This is a genomic window from Streptomyces sp. NPDC006365, from assembly GCF_042870755.1.
In the GTDB taxonomy this organism is placed as follows: Bacteria; Actinomycetota; Actinomycetes; order Streptomycetales; family Streptomycetaceae; genus Streptomyces; species Streptomyces xiangluensis.
Map to the genome: position 1 here is coordinate 249820 of NZ_JBIAHS010000003.1, position 18787 is coordinate 268606.

At 70.8% G+C, this 18787-nt stretch carries 19 protein-coding genes; 10 read left to right on the top strand and 9 right to left on the bottom strand.

Annotation, left to right across the window (positions count from 1 at the left end; all coding sequences use genetic code 11):
* Positions 1-114: 114 nt before the first annotated feature.
* The 10 genes from ACFYO0_RS10315 to ACFYO0_RS10360 all read left to right on the top strand — a co-directional run bounded on the left by ACFYO0_RS10315 (position 115) and on the right by ACFYO0_RS10360 (position 8464).
* Positions 115-594: a hypothetical protein gene (locus ACFYO0_RS10315; protein WP_388673230.1), complete on the top strand. Its 480-nt coding sequence runs from the start codon at positions 115-117 to the stop codon at positions 592-594.
* The gene (locus ACFYO0_RS10320) at positions 594-1571 is read left to right on the top strand and encodes a V-type ATPase subunit (protein ID WP_388673232.1); all 978 of its coding nucleotides are present in this window, start codon (positions 594-596) and stop codon (positions 1569-1571) included. The genes ACFYO0_RS10315 and ACFYO0_RS10320 overlap by 1 nt, the downstream gene beginning before the upstream one ends.
* Positions 1558-3057, top strand: a complete 1500-nt coding sequence (locus tag ACFYO0_RS10325; RefSeq protein WP_388673234.1) for a V-type ATPase 116kDa subunit family protein — start codon at positions 1558-1560, stop codon at positions 3055-3057. Before ACFYO0_RS10320 ends, ACFYO0_RS10325 begins: the two co-directional genes overlap by 14 nt.
* Complete coding sequence (locus ACFYO0_RS10330; RefSeq protein WP_358960085.1) at positions 3054-3470, top strand: ATP synthase subunit C; 417 nt, start codon at positions 3054-3056, stop codon at positions 3468-3470. Before ACFYO0_RS10325 ends, ACFYO0_RS10330 begins: the two co-directional genes overlap by 4 nt.
* Positions 3467-3700 (top strand): hypothetical protein, encoded by a 234-nt coding sequence (locus tag ACFYO0_RS10335; RefSeq protein WP_388673236.1) that lies wholly within the window; start codon positions 3467-3469, stop codon positions 3698-3700. The genes ACFYO0_RS10330 and ACFYO0_RS10335 overlap by 4 nt, the downstream gene beginning before the upstream one ends.
* Complete coding sequence (locus ACFYO0_RS10340; RefSeq protein ID WP_388673238.1) at positions 3697-4224, top strand: hypothetical protein; 528 nt, start codon at positions 3697-3699, stop codon at positions 4222-4224. The genes ACFYO0_RS10335 and ACFYO0_RS10340 overlap by 4 nt, the downstream gene beginning before the upstream one ends.
* Positions 4221-5984, top strand: coding sequence for a V-type ATP synthase subunit A (locus ACFYO0_RS10345; RefSeq protein ID WP_388673240.1), 1764 nt, complete (start codon positions 4221-4223; stop codon positions 5982-5984). Before ACFYO0_RS10340 ends, ACFYO0_RS10345 begins: the two co-directional genes overlap by 4 nt.
* Positions 5981-7384: a V-type ATP synthase subunit B gene (locus ACFYO0_RS10350; RefSeq protein WP_388673242.1), complete on the top strand. Its 1404-nt coding sequence runs from the start codon at positions 5981-5983 to the stop codon at positions 7382-7384. Before ACFYO0_RS10345 ends, ACFYO0_RS10350 begins: the two co-directional genes overlap by 4 nt.
* Positions 7381-7992 (top strand): V-type ATP synthase subunit D, encoded by a 612-nt coding sequence (locus ACFYO0_RS10355; RefSeq protein ID WP_388673244.1) that lies wholly within the window; start codon positions 7381-7383, stop codon positions 7990-7992. Before ACFYO0_RS10350 ends, ACFYO0_RS10355 begins: the two co-directional genes overlap by 4 nt.
* Before the next feature lie 157 nt (positions 7993-8149).
* A complete protein-coding gene (locus ACFYO0_RS10360) occupies positions 8150-8464 on the top strand; it encodes a hypothetical protein (protein WP_388673246.1) in 315 nt (104 codons plus the stop codon).
* A gap of 173 nt (positions 8465-8637) precedes the next feature.
* On the opposite strand, the gene ACFYO0_RS10365 is transcribed toward ACFYO0_RS10360, so the two are convergent.
* The 9 genes from ACFYO0_RS10365 to ACFYO0_RS10405 all read right to left on the bottom strand — a co-directional run bounded on the left by ACFYO0_RS10365 (position 8638) and on the right by ACFYO0_RS10405 (position 17958).
* On the bottom strand, positions 8638-9141 hold the full coding sequence (locus ACFYO0_RS10365) for a hypothetical protein (RefSeq protein ID WP_388673248.1): 504 nt from the start codon (positions 9139-9141) through the stop codon (positions 8638-8640).
* A 281-nt stretch (positions 9142-9422) separates the two neighbouring features.
* Positions 9423-10907, bottom strand: coding sequence for an NAD-dependent succinate-semialdehyde dehydrogenase (locus ACFYO0_RS10370; protein ID WP_388673250.1), 1485 nt, complete (start codon positions 10905-10907; stop codon positions 9423-9425).
* A 60-nt stretch (positions 10908-10967) separates the two neighbouring features.
* Positions 10968-11834, bottom strand: coding sequence for an ABC transporter permease (locus tag ACFYO0_RS10375; RefSeq protein WP_388673252.1), 867 nt, complete (start codon positions 11832-11834; stop codon positions 10968-10970).
* On the bottom strand, positions 11831-12712 hold the full coding sequence (locus tag ACFYO0_RS10380; protein WP_388673254.1) for an ABC transporter permease: 882 nt from the start codon (positions 12710-12712) through the stop codon (positions 11831-11833). The genes ACFYO0_RS10375 and ACFYO0_RS10380 overlap by 4 nt, the downstream gene beginning before the upstream one ends.
* A gap of 3 nt (positions 12713-12715) precedes the next feature.
* Positions 12716-13855, bottom strand: a complete 1140-nt coding sequence (locus ACFYO0_RS10385; RefSeq protein ID WP_388673256.1) for an ABC transporter ATP-binding protein — start codon at positions 13853-13855, stop codon at positions 12716-12718.
* Positions 13848-14951 carry an ABC transporter substrate-binding protein gene (locus ACFYO0_RS10390; RefSeq protein ID WP_388673258.1) on the bottom strand — a complete coding sequence of 368 codons (1104 nt, stop codon included), beginning with the start codon at positions 14949-14951 and terminating at the stop codon, positions 13848-13850. Before ACFYO0_RS10390 ends, ACFYO0_RS10385 begins: the two co-directional genes overlap by 8 nt.
* 508 nt (positions 14952-15459) lie before the next feature.
* A complete protein-coding gene (locus tag ACFYO0_RS10395; RefSeq protein ID WP_388673260.1) occupies positions 15460-16194 on the bottom strand; it encodes an SDR family NAD(P)-dependent oxidoreductase in 735 nt (244 codons plus the stop codon).
* A gap of 78 nt (positions 16195-16272) precedes the next feature.
* Entirely contained in the window at positions 16273-17379 is a 1107-nt protein-coding gene (locus ACFYO0_RS10400) for an alanine racemase (protein WP_388673262.1), read from the bottom strand.
* A 105-nt stretch (positions 17380-17484) separates the two neighbouring features.
* The gene (locus ACFYO0_RS10405; protein ID WP_388673264.1) at positions 17485-17958 is read right to left on the bottom strand and encodes a RidA family protein; all 474 of its coding nucleotides are present in this window, start codon (positions 17956-17958) and stop codon (positions 17485-17487) included.
* Between the last annotated feature and the right edge of the window lie 829 nt (positions 17959-18787).

The following is an 18787-nucleotide window of genomic DNA, read 5'->3' on the forward strand; positions in this document are numbered from 1 at the left end:
TGGCCTGCGGGCCGAGTGGCCCTGCGGCGGGACGGGCGGCCCCGTGCGGCACGACATGTCACCGCCGGGCGGGGAGACTGGAAGCGGGGGCTTGGGCCGACGCGAGGAGAGTTGGTGACGGGTTTCCGGGACTTTCTGACACGGTTCCGGCCGGCGGCCTCGCCTGGCCGGGCCGCACCGAGCGGTGTCCCGGCGGACCGCTCCGCCGAACTCCGTGCGGAACTCGCACCGCCTCTGGCCTTGCTCGAACAGGCGGAGGCGGAAGCCCGGGTCGTACGCGAACAGGCCGACGACGCCGCCGCCTCGCGCCGTCGGGAAGCCGAACGGCAGGCCGAGGCGATGGTGGCCGCCGCGCGTGCGGAGGCCCGCCGGGTACAGGCACGCACCGCCGAGCAGGTGCTGCGTGCGGCCGAGGGCGAGGCAGCGGCACTGCTCGCCGAAGCGGAACGTGAGGCCGTCGCCGTACGCGACCGTGCCAGGAGCCGTACGCCCGCGCTCGCCGACCTAGTGCTCGCGCTGGTGCTGGAGGACCTCGAAGCGGAGCAGGGACGCCAGGCTCCCGAACGGGGGCATCAGCAGGAGGGTGATCTCTGATGAGCGCCGGATGGGTGGCCGGCGTGACCCGGGCACGGGCTCTGCGGACCAGGTGCCTGGGCGGAGAGGGCATCAGGGACGTGGCCGCGTGCCGCACCCTCGAGGATGCCCTGCGCTACATGGCGGCCACTCCGTACCGGCACGATGTCAGCCCGGACGCAACGCCGGCCGAGGCCCAGCGCGCGGTCTCGGCGACGCTGCTGTGGCATCTCCGGGTTCTCGCCGGCTGGCAGCCGGCCACCGGTGCCGACGCCATCCGGACGCTCGCCGCCGGGTTCGAGATCTCCAACGCACAACACCATCTGCGGTTCATCTCTGCCGAGGACCCGCGCCCCGCCTCGGCCGGCGCACCAGCCTCGGACACAGGACGCCTGCCGCCCTACCGCCTTGGCGCACTGGCGACCGCCTGGACAAGGCTCGCGCACACCCGTACGCCGTCGGAGCTGCGTGCCGCGCTGGCGGCCTCCGTCTGGGGCGACCCCGGGGACGACTCCCCGGCCGCGGTCGCCACGGGTATGCGCGTCTCCGCCGCCCTACGGCTCGCCACCGCCGTCCCCGACGCGGCGCGCTGGGCGGCGGCCCGACTCGCCCTGCTGTTCGGCCGCGAGGTGTTCGTCGTCGGCCGCCGGCTGCCGGACGTGTCCGTCCACCGGGCAGCTCGCCTACTCGGCCCGCGCGCAGTGGAGGCGAGGTCGTACGCCGATTTCCGGCAGGCGCTGCCGGCCACCGCGAGATGGCTGCTGGACGACGTCGACGAGGCCGCGGACCTGTGGCAGGCGGAGGCACGGTGGTGGAATGCGGTCGAGCGGGACGGCCGGGAACTGCTGCGCCGGTCCCACTTCGGTCCCCAGCCGGTGGTCGGGGCCGTGGCGACGCTGTCCGTCGATGCCTGGCGCACCCGCGGGGCGCTGGAACTGGCCGCCCGGGGCGGTGGCCCCGGGGACTGGCCGGCGGAGGTGCTCGATGCTCCGCGCTGAGGCGGCGGTCCCGGTACGGATGCGCAGGGTGGCCATCATGGCCCCCGAGCAGGCGCTGCGGGAAAGTCTGGTGCGGATCGCCGAGTCGGGCTGCGTCGAGGTCGACCTGGCCGGGGACGGCGGGCCGGAGGTCCGCGGCCCGGCGGCGACGCGCCTGCAGCGGCTGCGTGCCGAGTCGGCACAACCCGTGCTCTGTGAGGCTCCCCCCGATCTGGACGTCCTGGAGCGCGAGGGCCGGACCGACCTGCTGGCAGGCGAGGCTCAGTTGGAGGAACGGCTCGGCAGCGCGGTCCGGCATGGCGCGGTCGCGGCACTGGCCGGCTGGTGTCCCGAGACGGAGGTGGGCGCCACGGCGGCGCGCATCGCCGGTGCCGGGGGCGCGCTGGTGCCCCTGCGGGCTCCGCGCGGTGTCGATCCGCCGACCTTGCTGGCCGGTGCGGACACCGCACCTCCGGCGTACACGGCGACGCCCGTGCGCCGTTCCTTCACGCCTCTCGTCACCACGTACGGAACCGTGCCCTACGCCGACCTCGACCCCACCATGGCGGCCGGAATCGTCTACGTGGTGATGTTCGGCCTGATGTTCGGTGATGCCGGGCACGGGCTGCTGCTGGTCGCCCTCGCGCTCCTGCTGCGGGCGGGACGGCCGCGCCGGTTGGCGGCGCTGCGCCCGCTGTGGCCCTTCGTCGCCGGTGCCGGGCTGGCCGCCACCGTGGCCGGGGTGGCATACGGCGAGTTCTTCGGCCCGACCGGGGTGCTCCCCGTGCTGTGGCTGGAACCGCTGGAGGAGCCCATGCGGCTGCTGACCGTCGCCGTCGGGCTCGGCGCCGTACTGCTCGCCGGTGCCTACGCTGCGGGGATCGTGAACAGATGGCGAGAGGGCGGACCTGCGTCTGCCCTGTACGCGACGACCGGAATCGCCGGCGCTGCGCTCTATCTCGGTCTGGCCGTCGGCGCGGGGTATGTGTGGCTCGGCCAGGTGGCGTACGGCGTCGTGGGTGCCGTGATCGCCGTGGTGGGACTGGCTCTGGCAGGGACGGGACTGTACGCGGCCACGGCGGGCGGGCCGGGCGGTGCTGTGCAGACCGGCATTCAGCTCTTCGACGCGGTGGTCCGGATCGGCTCCAACGTCGTGTCCTTCGCGCGGCTCGCGGCCTTCGGCCTCACCCATGCGGCGCTCGGCGCGATCGTCTGGGACGGCACGACGGCTCTGGCGGGCCGGGGCCCGGTCGGCGTCGCCGCCGCGCTGCTGGTGTTCCTCGTGGGCAACGCCGTCGCCTTCTCGCTGGAGGCGCTGGTGGCGGGTGTCCAGGCGCTCCGGCTGGAATTCTACGAACTGTTCTCCCGGCTCTTCGAGGGCGAGGGCCGCCCGTTCAGGCCATGGCATCTGCCCGTGCAGCACGTCACCGGGTCGGCCGCCGACGCCGGGCGGCCCGCACCGGAGGAGGCCGTCCGACCAGGCCCGGCGAGGGAGGAGTCATCGTGATCACCTGGTTCTTGGCCCTGCCCGTCATCGTGGCGGGATTCGTGGCCGTACGCCTCGTGCTGCGGCGCTCGGGCCGGACGGCCCTGTGGTGGATGGTCGCAGCGGACGCCGTGCTGCTGGTGGCGGCCACCGTGGTGCTGACCCTGGCACTCGGCGGCGGATCCGCGCAGGCCGCGACCACGGCGGCGCAGGACTCCGGCTCCGGATCCGCCGCCCTGATCGGAGCCGCAATCGCGGTGGCCGGGGCGACGATCGGCGCGGGCATCGCCGTCGCCTACACCGGCGCGGCGGCCCTCGCGGCACTCAGCGAACGGCCCGAACTCTTCGGCCGGGCCATGGTCATCGTCGGCCTGGCCGAGGGCATCGCCATCTACGGGCTGGTCGTCGCGGTCATCCTCATCGGGAAGGCATGACCATGGGCCGCGTCGCCGCCCTCGGAGAGCGGTCCAGGGTCACTGGTCTGGCCCTGGCCGGGGCTGTCGTCCTGGTCGCCGACGACGCCGAGACCGTCCGCCGGATCTGGCGCGGCCTGCCGGACGGCATCGACTTGGTGATCCTCACACCCGCCGCGGCCGAGGCACTGGAGTCGGACCCCGCGACGCCCGGTGGCCGACGTCCGCTGACCGCCGTGCTGCCGCCATGACGACCCCGGCCCCCGAGCGGGCGACGGACGCACTCTCGCCGGTCCGGGCGGCGCTGCTGCGAGCAGCTCACGCCGATGCGGAGGCACTCCTGATCCACGCCGAGCGGGAGGCCACAGCACTGCTCGACCAGGCCCGCGCCGAGGCTCGGGCCATCCTCGACGAGGCCCGGCGGCAGGGCGAGGCCGACGGCTCGGACGCCGCCCGGGACCTTCTCGTCAGGGCCCGGCGGGACGCCAGGTCCCGCACGCTCGCCGCTCGCCGGGAGGCGTACCAGGAGTTGCGCCGCGAGGCCGCCGAGCGGGTCCGCGCCCTGCGCGGGACCGATGGCTACGCCTCCCTGCGGGCGTGGCTGGAGCAGCGGGCTCGCGACCTCCTCGGCACCACGGCCGAAGTCGGCGAGCACGCCGACGGGGGCGTGGTGGCCCGGGCCCCGGGGAGGCGGGTCGACCTCTCGCTGGACGCGCTGGCCGACCTCGCGGTGGACCGCATGGGAGCGGAGGTGCTGAGCCTGTGGGAGCTGTGACGGAAGCCGCTGAGACGCACCGACGGCCGACGGACCGGCGGTCAGCCTCGCGAATTCTGCGCGTGACCGGGCCGCTGGTCGAGATGGAGTACGTGGGGGGCACCGCGATGTACGACCTGGTCTCCATCGGGCCCGCCAGGCTGCCTGGCGAGGTCGTGGCCATCAGCGGTGACGTGGTCACCGTCCAGGCGTACGAGTACACCGGCGGCCTCGCTCCGGGACAGACGGCGCTGCCCCAGGGCCGTCCGCTGTCGGTCCGGCTCGGTCCCGAACTGCTCGGCGGAATCTTCGACGGTCTGCTGCGCCCCCTGTCCGGTGCCGGAGACTGGCTGTTGCCCGGCGCGCAACGAAACACGGCTGAGGAGCGGACCTGGTCTTTCCGCCCATGCGTGGCGCGGGGCGATCAGGTGGCGGAGGGGCAGGTGCTCGGAGAGATCCTCGACGCGGGGCCCCTGCGGGTGAAGGTCCTCCTGCCGCCGGGCTGCGGGGGCACGGTCGAGGAGATCGCCGGGGCTGGAGACCACCCGCAGGACGCCGTGGTGGGTGTGGTGAGCGGTACCGAGGTGACCGTCGGCACCGTGTGGCCGGTGCGCCGGCCGCTCCCGGTGCGGGAGCGCGTCGACAGCCACGAGGCCCTGAACACCGGCCAGCGGGTGATCGACCTGCTCTTCCCCGTGGTCCGGGGCAGCACGGTGGCGGTGCCCGGCGGCTTCGGCACCGGCAAGACGATGCTCCTGCAGCAGATCGCCAAGTGGTGCGACGCGGACGTCATCGTCTACGTCGGCTGCGGGGAGCGCGGCAACGAGATGGCCGACGTCATCACCGAACTGTCGGAGCTCCAGGACCCGCGCACGGGCGGGCACCTCGCGGACCGCACCGTGACGATCGCCAACACCTCCAACATGCCGATGATGGCCCGCGAGGCGAGCGTCTACACGGGGATGACGGTCGCCGAGTACTTCCGGGACATGGGCCTCGACGTGGTGGTCATCGCCGACTCGACCTCCCGGTGGGCCGAGGCGCTGCGCGAGTTCGCCTCCCGCACCGGCGCGCTGCCCGCCGAGGAGGGCTACCCGGCCGGGCTGGCCTCCGCCATCGCGGCCTTCTACGAACGGGCCGCGGCCGTGACCACTCTCGGAGGCGACCGAGGATCGGTGACGGTGATCGGCGCGGTGTCCCCGCCCGGCGGCGACATGACGGAACCGGTGACCGCGCACACCGAACGCTTCGTCCGCTGCCTGTGGACCCTCGACCGCGACCTCGCCTACGCGCGCCACTATCCGGCGGTCTCCTGGGCGGGGTCCTTCTCCCGGGACGTACCGGTCCTCGCCGCCGGACGCCGGGCAGCCGGCGATCCGGCATGGCCCCGGCGCCGCGACCGGGTCGGAGCGGTGCTGGCGGAGGCCGACCGGCTGGCCGACCTGGTGGATTTGATCGGCATCGCCGCCCTGCCCGCGCGGGAGCGGATCAGCGTGCTGGCGGGGAGGCTGGTCCGCGAGGGCGTGCTGCAGCAGAGCGCGCTGTCGGAGCGGGACGCGTTCTGCGGGCCGGAGAAGACGGCTGCCCTGGCCGACGCCGTCCTCGCGGTCGCCGACCGCTGCCGCGAGCTGGTGGACTCCGGCGTTCCGGCGGCCTCGGTCGAGGAGGTCGACTTCGGCCCGCTGCTGCGCGCCCGCGAGGACACCGGCCCGCAGGACGCCGCCGGAGTGGCGGCGCGGCGGGACGCCATGCTCGCCAGGTTGGGGGACGTGCAGCCATGAGCCTGACCGGTGGGATCGAGTACACGTCGGTACGTGAACTGCGGGGACCGCTCGCGATCGTCGGAGGCGTGACCGGGATCGGCTGGGACGAGTACGTACGCATCACCCTCGCCTCAGGCGAACTCCGCCACGGCGTCGTCCTGGACGCCGACCGCGACCTGGCGGTCGTCCAGGTACTGGAGGGCACCGCGGGTATGGACCCGGAGGGTGTCCGGGCGGCCTTCTCGGGCAGCCCACTGCGCGTCCCGGTCGGCACGGACTGGCTCGGCCGGGTCTGCAACGGCCGGGGCGAGCCCCTCGACGGCGGCCCACCCGTCCTCGGCGCCCACGACGCCGAGGTGGGCGGCGCCCCCATCAACCCGGTGCGGCGCGAGCCGCCGTCCGAGCCGGTGCTCACCGGCGTCGGGGTCGTCGATGCCCTGACCACGCTGGTACGCGGGCAGAAACTCCCGGTGTTCTCCGTGGCCGGACTGCCGCATCTGGAACTGGCCGCCCAGATCGCCGCGCAGGCCACTGCCGCCGGTGAGGCGTTCAGCGTCGTCTTCGCGGGCATGGGGCTCACCCACGCCGACGCCTCCTTCGTGCGCGACGCCCTGGAGGAACGGTCCGCGGCAGGAGAACTGGTCCTGCTGCTGAACACCGCCGACGACCCGGTGATCGAACGTATCCTCACGCCGCGCATCGCGCTCACCGTCGCCGAGCACCTCGCCTTCGATGAGGAGCGGCACGTCCTGGTGGTGATGACCGACATGACGACGTATGCCGAGGCTCTGCGCGAGGTCTCTGCAGCCCGCGGGGAGATCCCCGCACGCCGTGCCTACCCCGGCTACCTCTACAGCGACCTGGCCTCCCTGTACGAACGCTGCGGACGCATTCGCGAGCGGCCCGGCTCGGTCACCGTGCTGCCGGTGCTCACCATGCCCGCGGGCGACATCACCCACCCTGTGCCCGACCTCACCGGCTACATCACCGAGGGCCAGATCGTCCTCTCGCCCGAGACACACGCGCGAGGCGTCTACCCGCCGCTGGACGCGCTGTCCTCCCTCTCCCGGCTGATGCGCAAGGGCGCGGGGCCCGACCGTACCCGCGACGACCACCTCGACGTCGCGGCCCAGTTGCTGGCCGCCCTGGCCCGCGCGCGGCAGGTGCGCGATCTCGCGGACCTGGTCGGCCAGGCGGCGCTGAGCCCCACCGACCGCCGCTACCTGGACTTCGACGAGGCGTTCCTGCGGGACTTCGCCGACCAGCGAAGCGACGAACCGCGCGACCTCGACAGCTCGCTGGAACGCGGCTGGCGGGCTCTGCTCACCCTCCCCCGCAGCCAGCTGTCCATGCTCCCCGCCTCCCTCCTCGACGCCCATGGAGCGAAGGACGCCCCGGGCGCGGAGGCGTCCCGATGACTGGCGCCCGCCGTACGCCGCCCGGCCGTGCGGGACGCCTGCGGCTGCGGCACAGCCTCGATGTCGCCGAGCGCGGAGCCGACCTGCTGGAGCAGAAGCTGCGCATCCTGCGCTCCGAGCACCAGCGGCTGCTGCGCGCGGAGCAGGAAGCCGCCGGCGCCTGGCGGGACCTCCTGGCGGAGGCCGAGAGCTGGCTGCTGCGGGGACTGCTCCTGGGCGGGGAGCAGGCCCTGGACGCGGCCGCCGCGGGCATCGGCGCCGCCGAGGTCACTGTGCGCTGGGCCACCTCGATGGGCGTACGCCACCCGGCCGCGGTCTCCCTGTCCGTACCGGCCCGTCCGCCCACAGCCGCCGCCCCCACCAACACGGCCCTCGCACACGCCGAGGCGGCCTATGGCCGTGCCGTGCGCGCCGCAGCCGAGTACGCGGCGGCCCACACCGCCGCAGAGTTGGTGGGCGCGGAGGTCAGCAGCACCCGTCACCGGGTCCGCGCCCTGCGACGCCACTGGATCCCCCGCCTGCGGGAGGCCCTGGACCGGAGCGACCTCGCCTTGGAACAGGCCGAGCACGAGGACAGCGTCCGGCGGCGGTGGGCTGCTCGGCATTAGTCTGAGACGTCCATGCGGCGTGGGTATCTCACGGCCCGGCGCACTGACCGAACTGGCCACGGCGGCAGAGAGCTCACTCAGCGTTCCGCCGCCGGAGTGGACCTGACCATGCTGCTCGCCCTGTCACTGAAGAGTGCTTGGCGACCGCCATCCCTGGGTGGCCGGCTTCATCGGTGCGCGGGGGCGTGGTGGTTTCGCCGGTTTGTTTCTGGGCTCCGTCAGCCAGTTGTCGACGACGGCGACCACGCCGTCGATCTGCCAGATCTTGGAGGCGGCGATGGCCGTCTCGCTCTTGCGTTACTTCACCGATGCCAGGGCCGCGCACGTCGAACTCCCACGGATCGAACCGGCTCACGCGGTATCCGGATTCCTGGTCCAGCTCTTCATGCAGGAGGCCGAGGACGGTGGATTTCCCCCGTCCCAGGGAGCGTTGATTCCGAGTCCACCGAAAGCAGCAGGTCAGAGTCGGTAGGCGTGCTCAGAGAAACTCGGACCGAGCTGCCATCGCCAGTGCCAACCATCCCTCTTTTGCGCCAGCTAAAAATCCTCGTCACAAAGCATGTGACCGGGCTCGCTAGTTGACACCAGGGCCACGTTCACGACCTGCGCTGATGCCAAGTATCTTCAGCGGCCGGAGCCGCAGAATCAGCGAAACAGTTGGCACTTTGGTACAGCGCGGGTCATGAGGCGTGTGTCGCCAATAGCGGGGCCAGGGATCTTCGGCAGCGACAGCCTTGATATGAACGCGGCAGCCACATCGCCGTGTTCCTGCGAGGCGAGAAGCTGTCTACTTCGGGATGAGCTGGAGCATGGTCGAGGAAGCGTTGACCTACGCGACAGACCTGGCGAACTCGATTGGGCCGGTCTGTTTCGACGTGCAGCAGAACCAGCTCGGGCCCTGAACAGGGCCTCGCGGGCGGCGAGAGTCCTGGTCTTGGGCCGGGTGGGGTTCTTGCCCAGCCGGACCGGACGGACGTAGCGGCGTCCCCAGTCGTCGTCGACCAGGCCGGTCAGTGGGTGGTCAGCGGTGCGGGCCACTTCCTCCAGGGCGGCGCGGATATTCTCGGTGACCAGTTCCAGCCGGGTCAGGTCGCGCATGGCGGCCAGTACAAGGGTGGAGTCGGTGCGCTGCGTGGTGCGCTCGCGCACGATCCGGCTTCTTCAGGCGGGCGAGCGCCAGATCGAGGAGACGGTCGGCGCGGTCGTCTTGGGCGAGGCGCTTGCGGAAGTCGGCCAGCACGCTGTGGTGGAAGCGCCGTCCTGCCGAAGATCCGTCCGGGCAGCCAGGCCGGCGACGTCAAGGCCGCCGCCTAAGACTGGCCACCCGGGGCGGATTTGGCCGCGCGCCAGCGGACGTAGCCCAACGGGTCATCATCCTGGTCACTCCGTTGCCCGGCCGGCACGTAGCCCTGCGCTGGAGTCCGCCTTGCTCAGGTGTGGAAGCCGGGCATGGACAGGTACTTGAGCTGCTGGTACTCGTGAAGACCTTCGGGTCCGCCCTCGCGGCCCAGGCCCGACTGCTTGATCCCGCCGAAGGGCGCCGCGACCTCGGAGACCAGGCCGCGGTTGATGCCGACCATTCCGGCCTGCAGACGGGCGGCGACCCGGCGGGCGCGGTCGATGTGGGACGTCATCACGTACGACGCGAGGCCGTGCTCGGTGTTGTTGGCCACCGCTATGGCCTCGGCCTCGGTGGAGAACCGGTGGATGGCGGCGACAGGTCCGAAGACTTCCTCGTGCATGATCGTGGCGTCGGCGGGGACGTGGTCCAGCACGGTCGGGGCCGCGTAGTGGCCCGGCCCATCAGGGATGTCCGCCTTGCCGATGACGACGGCGCCACGGGCCACGGCGTCCTCGACGAGGTGGCGGACCTTGTCCACCGCACGGTGGTCGGCCAGCGGGCCGAGCTCGGTGTCCTCCAGGTCCGGTGAGCCCACCCGAAGGGCGGCCATCCGCTCGGCCATCGCGGCGGCGAACGCGTCGGCTATTGACTCCTGAACCAGGAACCGGTTGGCGCCGACACAGGACTGGCCTCCCAGCCGCATCTTCGCGATCATCGCTTCGCGGACCGCGAGGTCGAGGTCGGCGTCGTCGAAGACCAGGAACGGCGCGTTGCCGCCCAGCTCCATCGAGGTGCGCAGCACCCGGGCACCGCTCTGCTGAAGCAGCAGCCTGCCGACCGGGGTGGACCCGGTGAAGGACAGCTTGCGCAGCCGGGGGTCGGCCAGCAGCGCCGTGGTGACCGCTGCCGCGTCGCTGCTGGTGATCACGGTCAGGACACCTGCGGGCGCGCCGGCCTCGCGCGCCAGTTCGCCCAGCGCCAGGGAGGACAGCGGGGTGAGCGCGGCCGGTTTGAGCACGGCGGTGCAGCCTGCGGCGAGGGCGGCTGCGGCCTTGCGGGCGGCCATGGCCAGCGGCACGTTCCACGGAGTGATCAGCAGGCAGGGCCCGACCGGTTCGGCGACGGTGACGATGTGACTCTTGCCGTCCGGGGAGGGTGTGCTGCGCGCGTGCGGGCGGACCGCCTCCTCGGCGTACCAGCGGAAATAGGCCGCGGCGTAGGCGACCTCACCCCGGGCTTCGGTGATCGTCTTGCCGATCTCCAGGGTGATGATCCGAGCCAGACGCTCACGGTGTTCGGTCAGGGCGTCGGTGAGCCGGTGCAGGACGATCGCCCGGTCCCGTGGGCTGGTGAGGGCCCACTGGTCGGCGGCCTCGGCCGCCGCGTCCAGTGCTTTGAGTGCGTCTTGCGGGCCGCAGTCGGCGACGGTGGCTATGACTTCCTCGGTTGCGGGGTTGCGCACCTCAAAGGTGCGACCTCCGGTGGCCGGTTGCCAGTCGTGGGCGAGGAAGCCACGGGGGACGGATTCCAGGACTGCCGACTGCCATGAGGGAGCGGTGAGCGTGTCAGTCATGCGCGTGGCTCTTTCGCTGGTCGCAGGATGGTGTGTTACGGGAGCAGGAGCGCTGGGTGGTCATACGGTCTCGCCTCCGGGGTTGGCGACCCCGACGGTGTTCTCGACCGAGAGGAGGGAGTTCTGGCGTCCGGTGCCGAGCCAGCGCACCAGGGCCACCAGGCCGAGGGCGAGGATGGCGAAGGCGGTCAGGAGCGCGCTGACCGCGGTCACGCTGGGGTCGATCTCGAAGGTGAGGGAGTTGTAGACCCGCACCGGCAGGGTGACGGTGTCGACGGAGGACAGGAACTGGGAGATGTAGAACTCGTCGAAGCTGGTGATGAAGGAGAAGATCGCTGCCGCGATCATCCCCGGTGCGGCGAGGGGGAAGGTGATCCGCCGGGCGATGGTGAGGCGGCCGGCGCCCATGCTGGCCGCGGCGTCCTCGAGGCGTTCGTCGATCCCGCGCAGGGTCGCGATCAGGATCAGTACCGCGATCGGCGAGGCGAGCACGGTGTGCCCGAGGGCGATGGCGATGGGGCTGCCGAGCATCGCGGCGGGCTCGAAGAGCAGGAACAGCCCGAGTGCGGTGACGATCTGCGGGATGACCAGCGGTCCCAGGACCAGGGCGTAGACCGCTGAGCGCAGCGGGAGTTCGCTGCGGGTCAGGGCGGTGGCCGCGGTCACCCCGATGATGAGGGAGAACACGGTGCTCAGGGCGGCGACCAGGGCGCTCAGGGACAGTGCGGCGGGCCATTTGCTGCCGTCGGCGAACAGTGCCTTGTACCAGTTCAGCGTCCACGCCTCCGGCGGGAACGCCGCGAAGGCGTTGTTGCTGAAGGAGGTGACGAGGATGACGACGATCGGCAGCGCCAGGAACAGCAGGATCACGGTGGCGATGGCGGTCAGGGCGATCCGCCCGGCGATGGTCTTGCGCAGCTCCATCATGATCCGCTCCTCTTCTTACGGCTGGCGCCGAGGGAGCTGACGAGCTTGACCAGCAGCAGTCCGGCCAGGGTGAGGACCAGCAGGATGACGCCCTGTGCGGCGGCCCCGTTCCACTGGTTTTCCTTGGTCACCTGCTGGTTGATCAGGGTGGCGATCATCGTCTGGTTGGGTCCGCCCATCAGGGCCGGGGTGATGTAGTAGCCCAGCGAGAGGATGAAGCTGAGCAGTCCGGCGCTGGCCAGGCCGGGGGCGACCAGCGGCAGGTAGATGCGGCTGAAGATCGTCACGCGTCCGGCGCCCATGCTGGCCGCGGCCGCCAGCAGGCGGCGGTCCACGCCGCGCATCACGCCGTACAGCAGCAGCACGGTGTAGGGCAGCATCATCGAGGTGGTGCCGATGACCACACCGAGCTCGTTGTAGAGCAGCTTGAACGGCCCGCCCGGTATCGACTCGTTCACCAGGCCCTTGTCGCCGAGCATGATGATCCAGCCGTAGGTGCGCACCAGGGCGCTGACGAAGTGCGGGACGACGACGACCAGCATCGCCAGGCCCGCCCACAGGGGCTTGAGCCGGGAAATCGCCTGGGCCAGGACAAATCCGAAGACCAGGCTGAGGACCGCCGTCTCCGCGGAGATCCGCAGCGTGGTGATCAGGACGGAGAGATTGACCCCGGTCAGCGCGTCGGCATACCAGTGCAGCGTCAGCGATCCGTCGGGATTCTGCAGGCTGAGCAGCAGCGTGCTGAAGATCGGGTAGACGAACAGCACCAGCAGATACACGACGACCGGGAGCGCGTAGAGAATCCCGACTCGTGTCTTGCGCGAGGCCAGGAGCTTGCGCGGGCGGGCGGGAGCCCCCGCGGTGAGGGTGGCGACCATGGCTCACCCGCCCTGTTCGGTGACGAAGAGGTTGACGTCCTCGGGGTCGGCGCTGATGCCGACCCGCTCGCCGCCGACCGGGCCGCGGCCGGCCGGTACTTCCAGGCGCAGCGGCGGCGCGTCAGCGCCGTCGATGCGTACGCCCGCGCGGACCAGGGTGCCCACGTAGGTGGCGCTCTCCACCGTGCCGGAACAGAAGCCGTCGTCGGCGGCGCAGGCCCGCAGCCGGCCCGGCTGCACGGCGACATTGACTTGGGTACCGGAGGCCAGCTCGTGGCGGCGCGCCTTGATCAGACCGCCACTGTGCTCCAGACGGACCAGGGTGTGCTCGCCGTCGTGCTTCTCCACCCGGCCGGGCAGGAAGTTGGCCGCGCCGAGGAAGTCCGCGACGAAGGGCGTCTTCGGCCGCTCGAACAGCTCACGGGGACTGTCGAACTGCTCGATCAGGCCGTTGCGCATCACCGCGATGCGATCGGACATCACCAGCGCTTCTTCCTGATCGTGCGTCACATAGATGACCGTCAGGCCCAGTTCCTGCTGGATGGACTTGATCTCGACCTGCAGCTGGTCACGCAGCTTCTTGTCCAGCGCGCCCAGCGGCTCGTCCATGAGGATCACCGGCGGGCGGTAGACCAGCGCCCGGCACAGGGCCACACGCTGCTGCTGACCACCGGACAGCTCGCGCGGCTTGCGGCCGCCGAACCCCGACAGACCGGCGATCTCCAGGGTTTCCCCGACCCGTCGGCGGATCTCGTCCTTCGGCACTCCGCGCAGGGTGAGCGGGAACGCGACGTTCTCACTGACGGTCATGTGCGGGAAGAGCAGGTACTGCTGGAAGACGAAGCCGAGGTTTCGCTTCTGCGGGGCGAGCCGCGTGACATCACGCCCGCCGACGGTGATGGTGCCGGAGTCGGGTTCGCAGAACCCGGCGATCATCATCAGGGTCGTGGTCTTGCCCGACCCCGAGGCGCCGAGGAAGGTGACGAACTCCCCCGCCGCGATCTCCATGGACGCCTCGTCGACCGCGACGACATCCCCGTATGTCTTGCGCAGGCCCACCACCGACAGCGCTTTGCCGGTCGCGGCGGCCGGCGTGACGCCGGCCACCTTGACGGACGGTGTGGCGACACCGAATTCAGCCACGAGCCCACTCCAGCCAGCGCTCGGTGACGGCCGCTTCGTTCTTCAGCCACCAGTCGATGTCGGCATCGAAACCCTTGTCGTAGTACTTCGGCGCACCGGAGAGCGCGTTGCGCTCGTCCTCGGTGAGCTTTTCGTAGGCCAGCGGAGAAGTCGGGTTCGAGGGGAAGGCCTTGGCCAGAGCGGCCTGGATCTCGGCCCGCAGCGAGAAGTCCATGAGCTTGTAGGCGTTGTCCGCGTTGGCCGCGCCCTTGGCGATGGCATAGCCCTGGAACTGGCGGCGCATACCGTTGAGCTGCCGGGTGACCGGCACGCCCTGCTTCTCCAGATCGGCGATCCGCCCGTCCCAGACGGTGGTCAGCGTCACTTCCTCGCGGCTCAGCAGCACACCGGGCAGCGGGCCGCTGTCCCAGAACTTCTTGATGTCGCCCTGCAGCCGGGTCAACACCTTGAAAGCGCGGTCCACATCCAGCGGATACAGCTTGTCCATCGGCACACCGTCGGCCAGCAGCGCGAACTCCAGCTCCGGCAGGTCACCGTCCGGATGGACCATCGCACGGGAGCCCTTGAACGCCTTGGTGTCCCAGAAGTCCGCCCATGACTCCGGCTTCTTACCCCCGAAGGCATCCGTGCGGTACGCCATGCACTGACCGTAGAAACTGAAGCCGACTGCGTGTTCGGTGATCTGGTTCTCGGGGATCTTCGCGCTCTTCGCGCTCTTGACCCGGTCCAGGTCCAGCGTCTCCAGAGCATCCTGCGCCACGTACTTGTGGTGAGACATCATCGAGTTGTTGATGAGGTCGCACTGCGGCCGGCCCTGCTTGATCTGCGCCAGCAGCGGAGCGTCGTCCAGGTTCAGCACCTTCACCTGGATGCCGGTCTCCTGGGTGAACGGCGTGTAGATCGCCTTCTGCAGGGCCGCGCCGTAGGAACCGCCACTGTCACGGACGACGACCGTCTTGCCGCCCTTCCCACCGCCGCCGTCGGCCGTCCGGCTGGAGCCGGTGCCGCAGGCGGCGAGGGAAGGAAGTGCAGCGAGCGCGGCGAGGCCGCCTGCTCCGCGCAGGAGCGCTCTACGACCGATCTGGGCATCACTCATGGCAATACTCCTCATCTGGGGACGCGGTGGGACCAGCTATGCGGGGCTTTACCTCGCGGGTGCGGGGGGGGGTGCGGGGGCGGCGGAGAGCGGACGGAGTGCATCGCCCGCATGCGTCGCCGGTCGGCGCTTCTGTGTGCGCGTCGTCGCCGTGGATCGAAGTCCCCGACAGCCTTGTCGTCGGGGCGACGCCGGCCAGAAGGCCAGGTGAACGGGGTGGGGAGGCTGGAGCCGTGGCAGGCGGTGGCAGGCGGTGACCAGCGGGGCGACAGCGGTCATCACCAAAGCCGCAGACACAGCACGGTTACGTGGATTACGCCTACGGTGCGTTCCTCGGCACGGGCGCCCGGTGGGTCACAGGACTGGTGCGCGATCCGAGCGCGGGATCGGGGCCACGCGCGAGACTCGTGGTCGTGCGGTCAGGCCGCGATCGGTGGTTGCCGGAGGCAGAAGGCGAGACGGAGAACTGGTGGTTCAGTCCCATGCCGGTGCAGATACCCGGCACGGCTCAGAAGGCGGTGTACCCGCCGTCGACGGTCAGGACGGACCCGGTCACGTACGACGACTCCGACGATGCGAAGAAGAGCACCGCGTCGGCGACCTCTTCGGGGGTGGCGAGGCGCTGGAGCGGGATCGTGCTCTCGCGCTCGCGGCGGTAGGCCTCGGGGTCGGGCCTGCGCTGGAACGCCGCTTCGATGATCGGGGTGGCGGTCAGGCCAGGAGCGACGACGTTGACACGGATGTTGCGCGGGGCCCACTCGATCGCCGCACCCTTGGCGAGCATGATGAGGCCCCCCTTTGCGGCGGAATACAGGACCTGCCCGGACATGCCAACCATGCCCAGCCGTGAACTGACGCAGACGAAGGAGCCTCCTGCCTGGGGCATCAGCGGCGCGAAGTGCTTCATCACCACGAACGCGCTGAGCAAGTTGCTCTCCAGCACGTTCCTCGCGTCGTCGCAGGCCATCTCGGTGAGCGGACTGGCGGCCTGCAGGCCGTGGTTGAGGACGACGACGTCGACGGTGCCGAAGGACTCCGCTGCCTGCTTGGCCAGGTGCTCGACGAACGCCTCGTCGTTGAGGTCTCCGGGAACGTACAGGTCGTCGGGCTGAGCGCTGTCGAGCCGCTCCTTGCGGCCGGTGAGCAGCAGCCGCCCGCCCTCACGGCGGAAGTGGGAACTCACCGCCTGCCCGATGCCACTGCTGGCGCCTGTCACCAGGGCCGTGACGTTGTTGAGTCTCATGTCAGGCACTCCTATTGCGGGGGAGGTCGGTCGTCGGGTTGCGAGCTTGGGCAGGGCGAGGGTCTCGTCCCGTGCCGGTCAGTTGAGGAATCCGCGGGCGTCGACCGGCCAGCGCTGCAGCGACGTGCCCGTGCTGTCGGTGACGATCAGTTCCTCGAAGCCGAGGACAACCGGACAGACGTGGTTCGGCACGACCGGTACGACGGTGCCGACGCTGGGGCGGAACTCCCCTTCCGGCAGCGGGAGGAATCCGTGGTACTCGTTGAGCTTGCCCAGGACCGCTTTCGTGCCGGCGATGCCGCCGTAGCCGATCTCGGGGCTGCCTTCGCGACTGAGTGCTTTGGTGCCCACATCGAGGATGACCTGGCCGGGGACCCAGTCGCTGACCACGGTGCCCGCGACGAACAGCGCGATCTGGTCGTCCGCGCAGGCGCCCAGCCGGGCGTTGTTCAGATCACCGAAGACGTACTCGCCGGGACGGATTTCGGTGATCACGCTGCTGGTGGAGAACTCGAGGGTGGGGGTGGAGCCGGCGCTGACCACCTCAGGGGTGACCCCGACACCGGTAAGGCTGCGTACGGCGGTGATGAGCGCGGCTTCCTGATCCTGCGCGGCGCGCTGGCGAGCGTCCCGACCTGCGCCACCGTGACCGGGATAGGTGAAGACGCCCACCGGCACCAGACCGCGCTTGCGGGCGGCGAGCGCGAGATCGCCCGCAGCCTCGGGCGGCGCCCCGGAACGACGCGCGCCGCAGTCGACCTCGACCACGACCTGCAGCCGGTCCGGTTCGTCTCCCATCGCATCGGCGAGGGCCTCGACCGCCGCGACGTTGTCGACGCCGACCCGCAGCCGGGCGGACTCGGCGAGCCGACGGATCCGGGCTCGTTTCGTTCCAGCGGCCCAGACCGGGTAGGCGAGAAAGATGTCGTCGAAGCCGGCCGCGGCGAAGACCTCGGCCTCGCCGACGTTTCCCGCGGTGATCCCGACCGCGCCGGCCTGGATCTGGCGTCGCCCGATCTCCACGCACTTGTGTGTCTTGACGTGCGGCCTGACCTTGAGGTTGCGCTGGTCGGCGAAGCCCTGGATGCGGTCGATGTTGCCCTGCATGACGTCGACCAGCACGATCGGCGCGGGGGTGTCGATCCGCTCGACCAGAGCGTCGAGTGCTTGTTGCAGTCGGTTCACGCTGCCCTCCTTGTGGTTCTGACGGGGAATGATCGGGGCCGCGGATGCCGAGCGCGCGGTTCGCGACATCGCGAGCGCTCGCGCCACACCACCGTTGCGCCTGCTCTACACCGCGGTGCAGACCATCTGGATCTCGACCGGACTGTTGAGCGGCAGCCCGGCGACACCGATCGCGGTGCGGGCGTGCCGTCCGTTCTCGCCCAGTACCTCGATGAGCAGTTCACTGGCCGCGTTGGCGACGCGCGACTGCTCACCGAAGTCCGGCGTGCTGGCCACGAAGACCAGCATCTGCACGATCCGGACCCGGTCCAGGTCGCCGACCGCCTGCACAGCGGCGGCAAGGCAGTTGAGCGCGGCATGGCGCGCGAGCTCCTGCGCGGTCTCCAGCTCCACGTCCCGGCCGACGACGCCCTGGCCCAGCAGTTCGCCGTCCTTGTAAGGAAGTTGGCCCGAAATGCAGATGCTCGAATCCACACTCCGGTGGTGCACGTAGTACGGGTTCTCACGGAGCTCGGGAAGGGCCAGCCCCAAGGCCTGGAGCCGATCGGAAGCCGAGCCGGTGTGCGCTACCGAAGCCACGCGCCCGCTCACCGTGCCACCGCCTTGGACGGCGTAGGGCACAGACCCTCGCAGTTCGCCGCGAGAACCCGCATGTTGTGAATTTTGACCATCTGCACTCGGTCCTTCTCTTGAGCACCTGTGGCGACAAAGCGCTGCATGATGGCTTAAATCCGCCACCCTCATTGTCGTTTGTCGACCATATGGCTGCCTGTTGAGCACTGTCAACACAAACTTCGGCGCCGAGCACAAGCTGGGAGCGCCGCGTGCGGACCCATCCGCTGGTGCGGAAACGACGGCCGACACCGCGACCGCGCTCGCCGGTCCGTCCGGTTCGGCGTGGGCGAGAGTGTGCAGCGCACCTGTCCACATGACGGTCGCCGACGGCGGCGGATCCCAGGGCGATTGACACGGAGCGCCGACCGGATCACCGAACAACGCGCCGACGGTCGACCTCACGCCCCACGAGATCCTCATGCCACGACTCGCCCCGCCGTACAGGGCGGTCAGTTGCCTCCGGGCTCGGGCCGGCCCCGCCGACCGCATATCCGCGCTTTCGTCCAGGGGACCGAAGCCAGGGCCCGGCCCGGCCGCACTGGGGCATCTTCGACGAACTCGGCGGCATCGGCGCACCGGCCGGGTCACGATGCCGCGATCGAGTCCGTCAGAGCGCGCGGGGGCACCGACCCGGACGGAGTCCGACCGAACCTGACAAACACGGGAGGCACCCAGGACTCCGCGCAACTACCCCGCAGCCGTGAACGCCCCGTTGCCCCGACCCGTCCCACCACACCGGCGGCCGGCACCCTTGATACAAGATCCGCTACAAGATCGCGCCGACGGTGCGAGC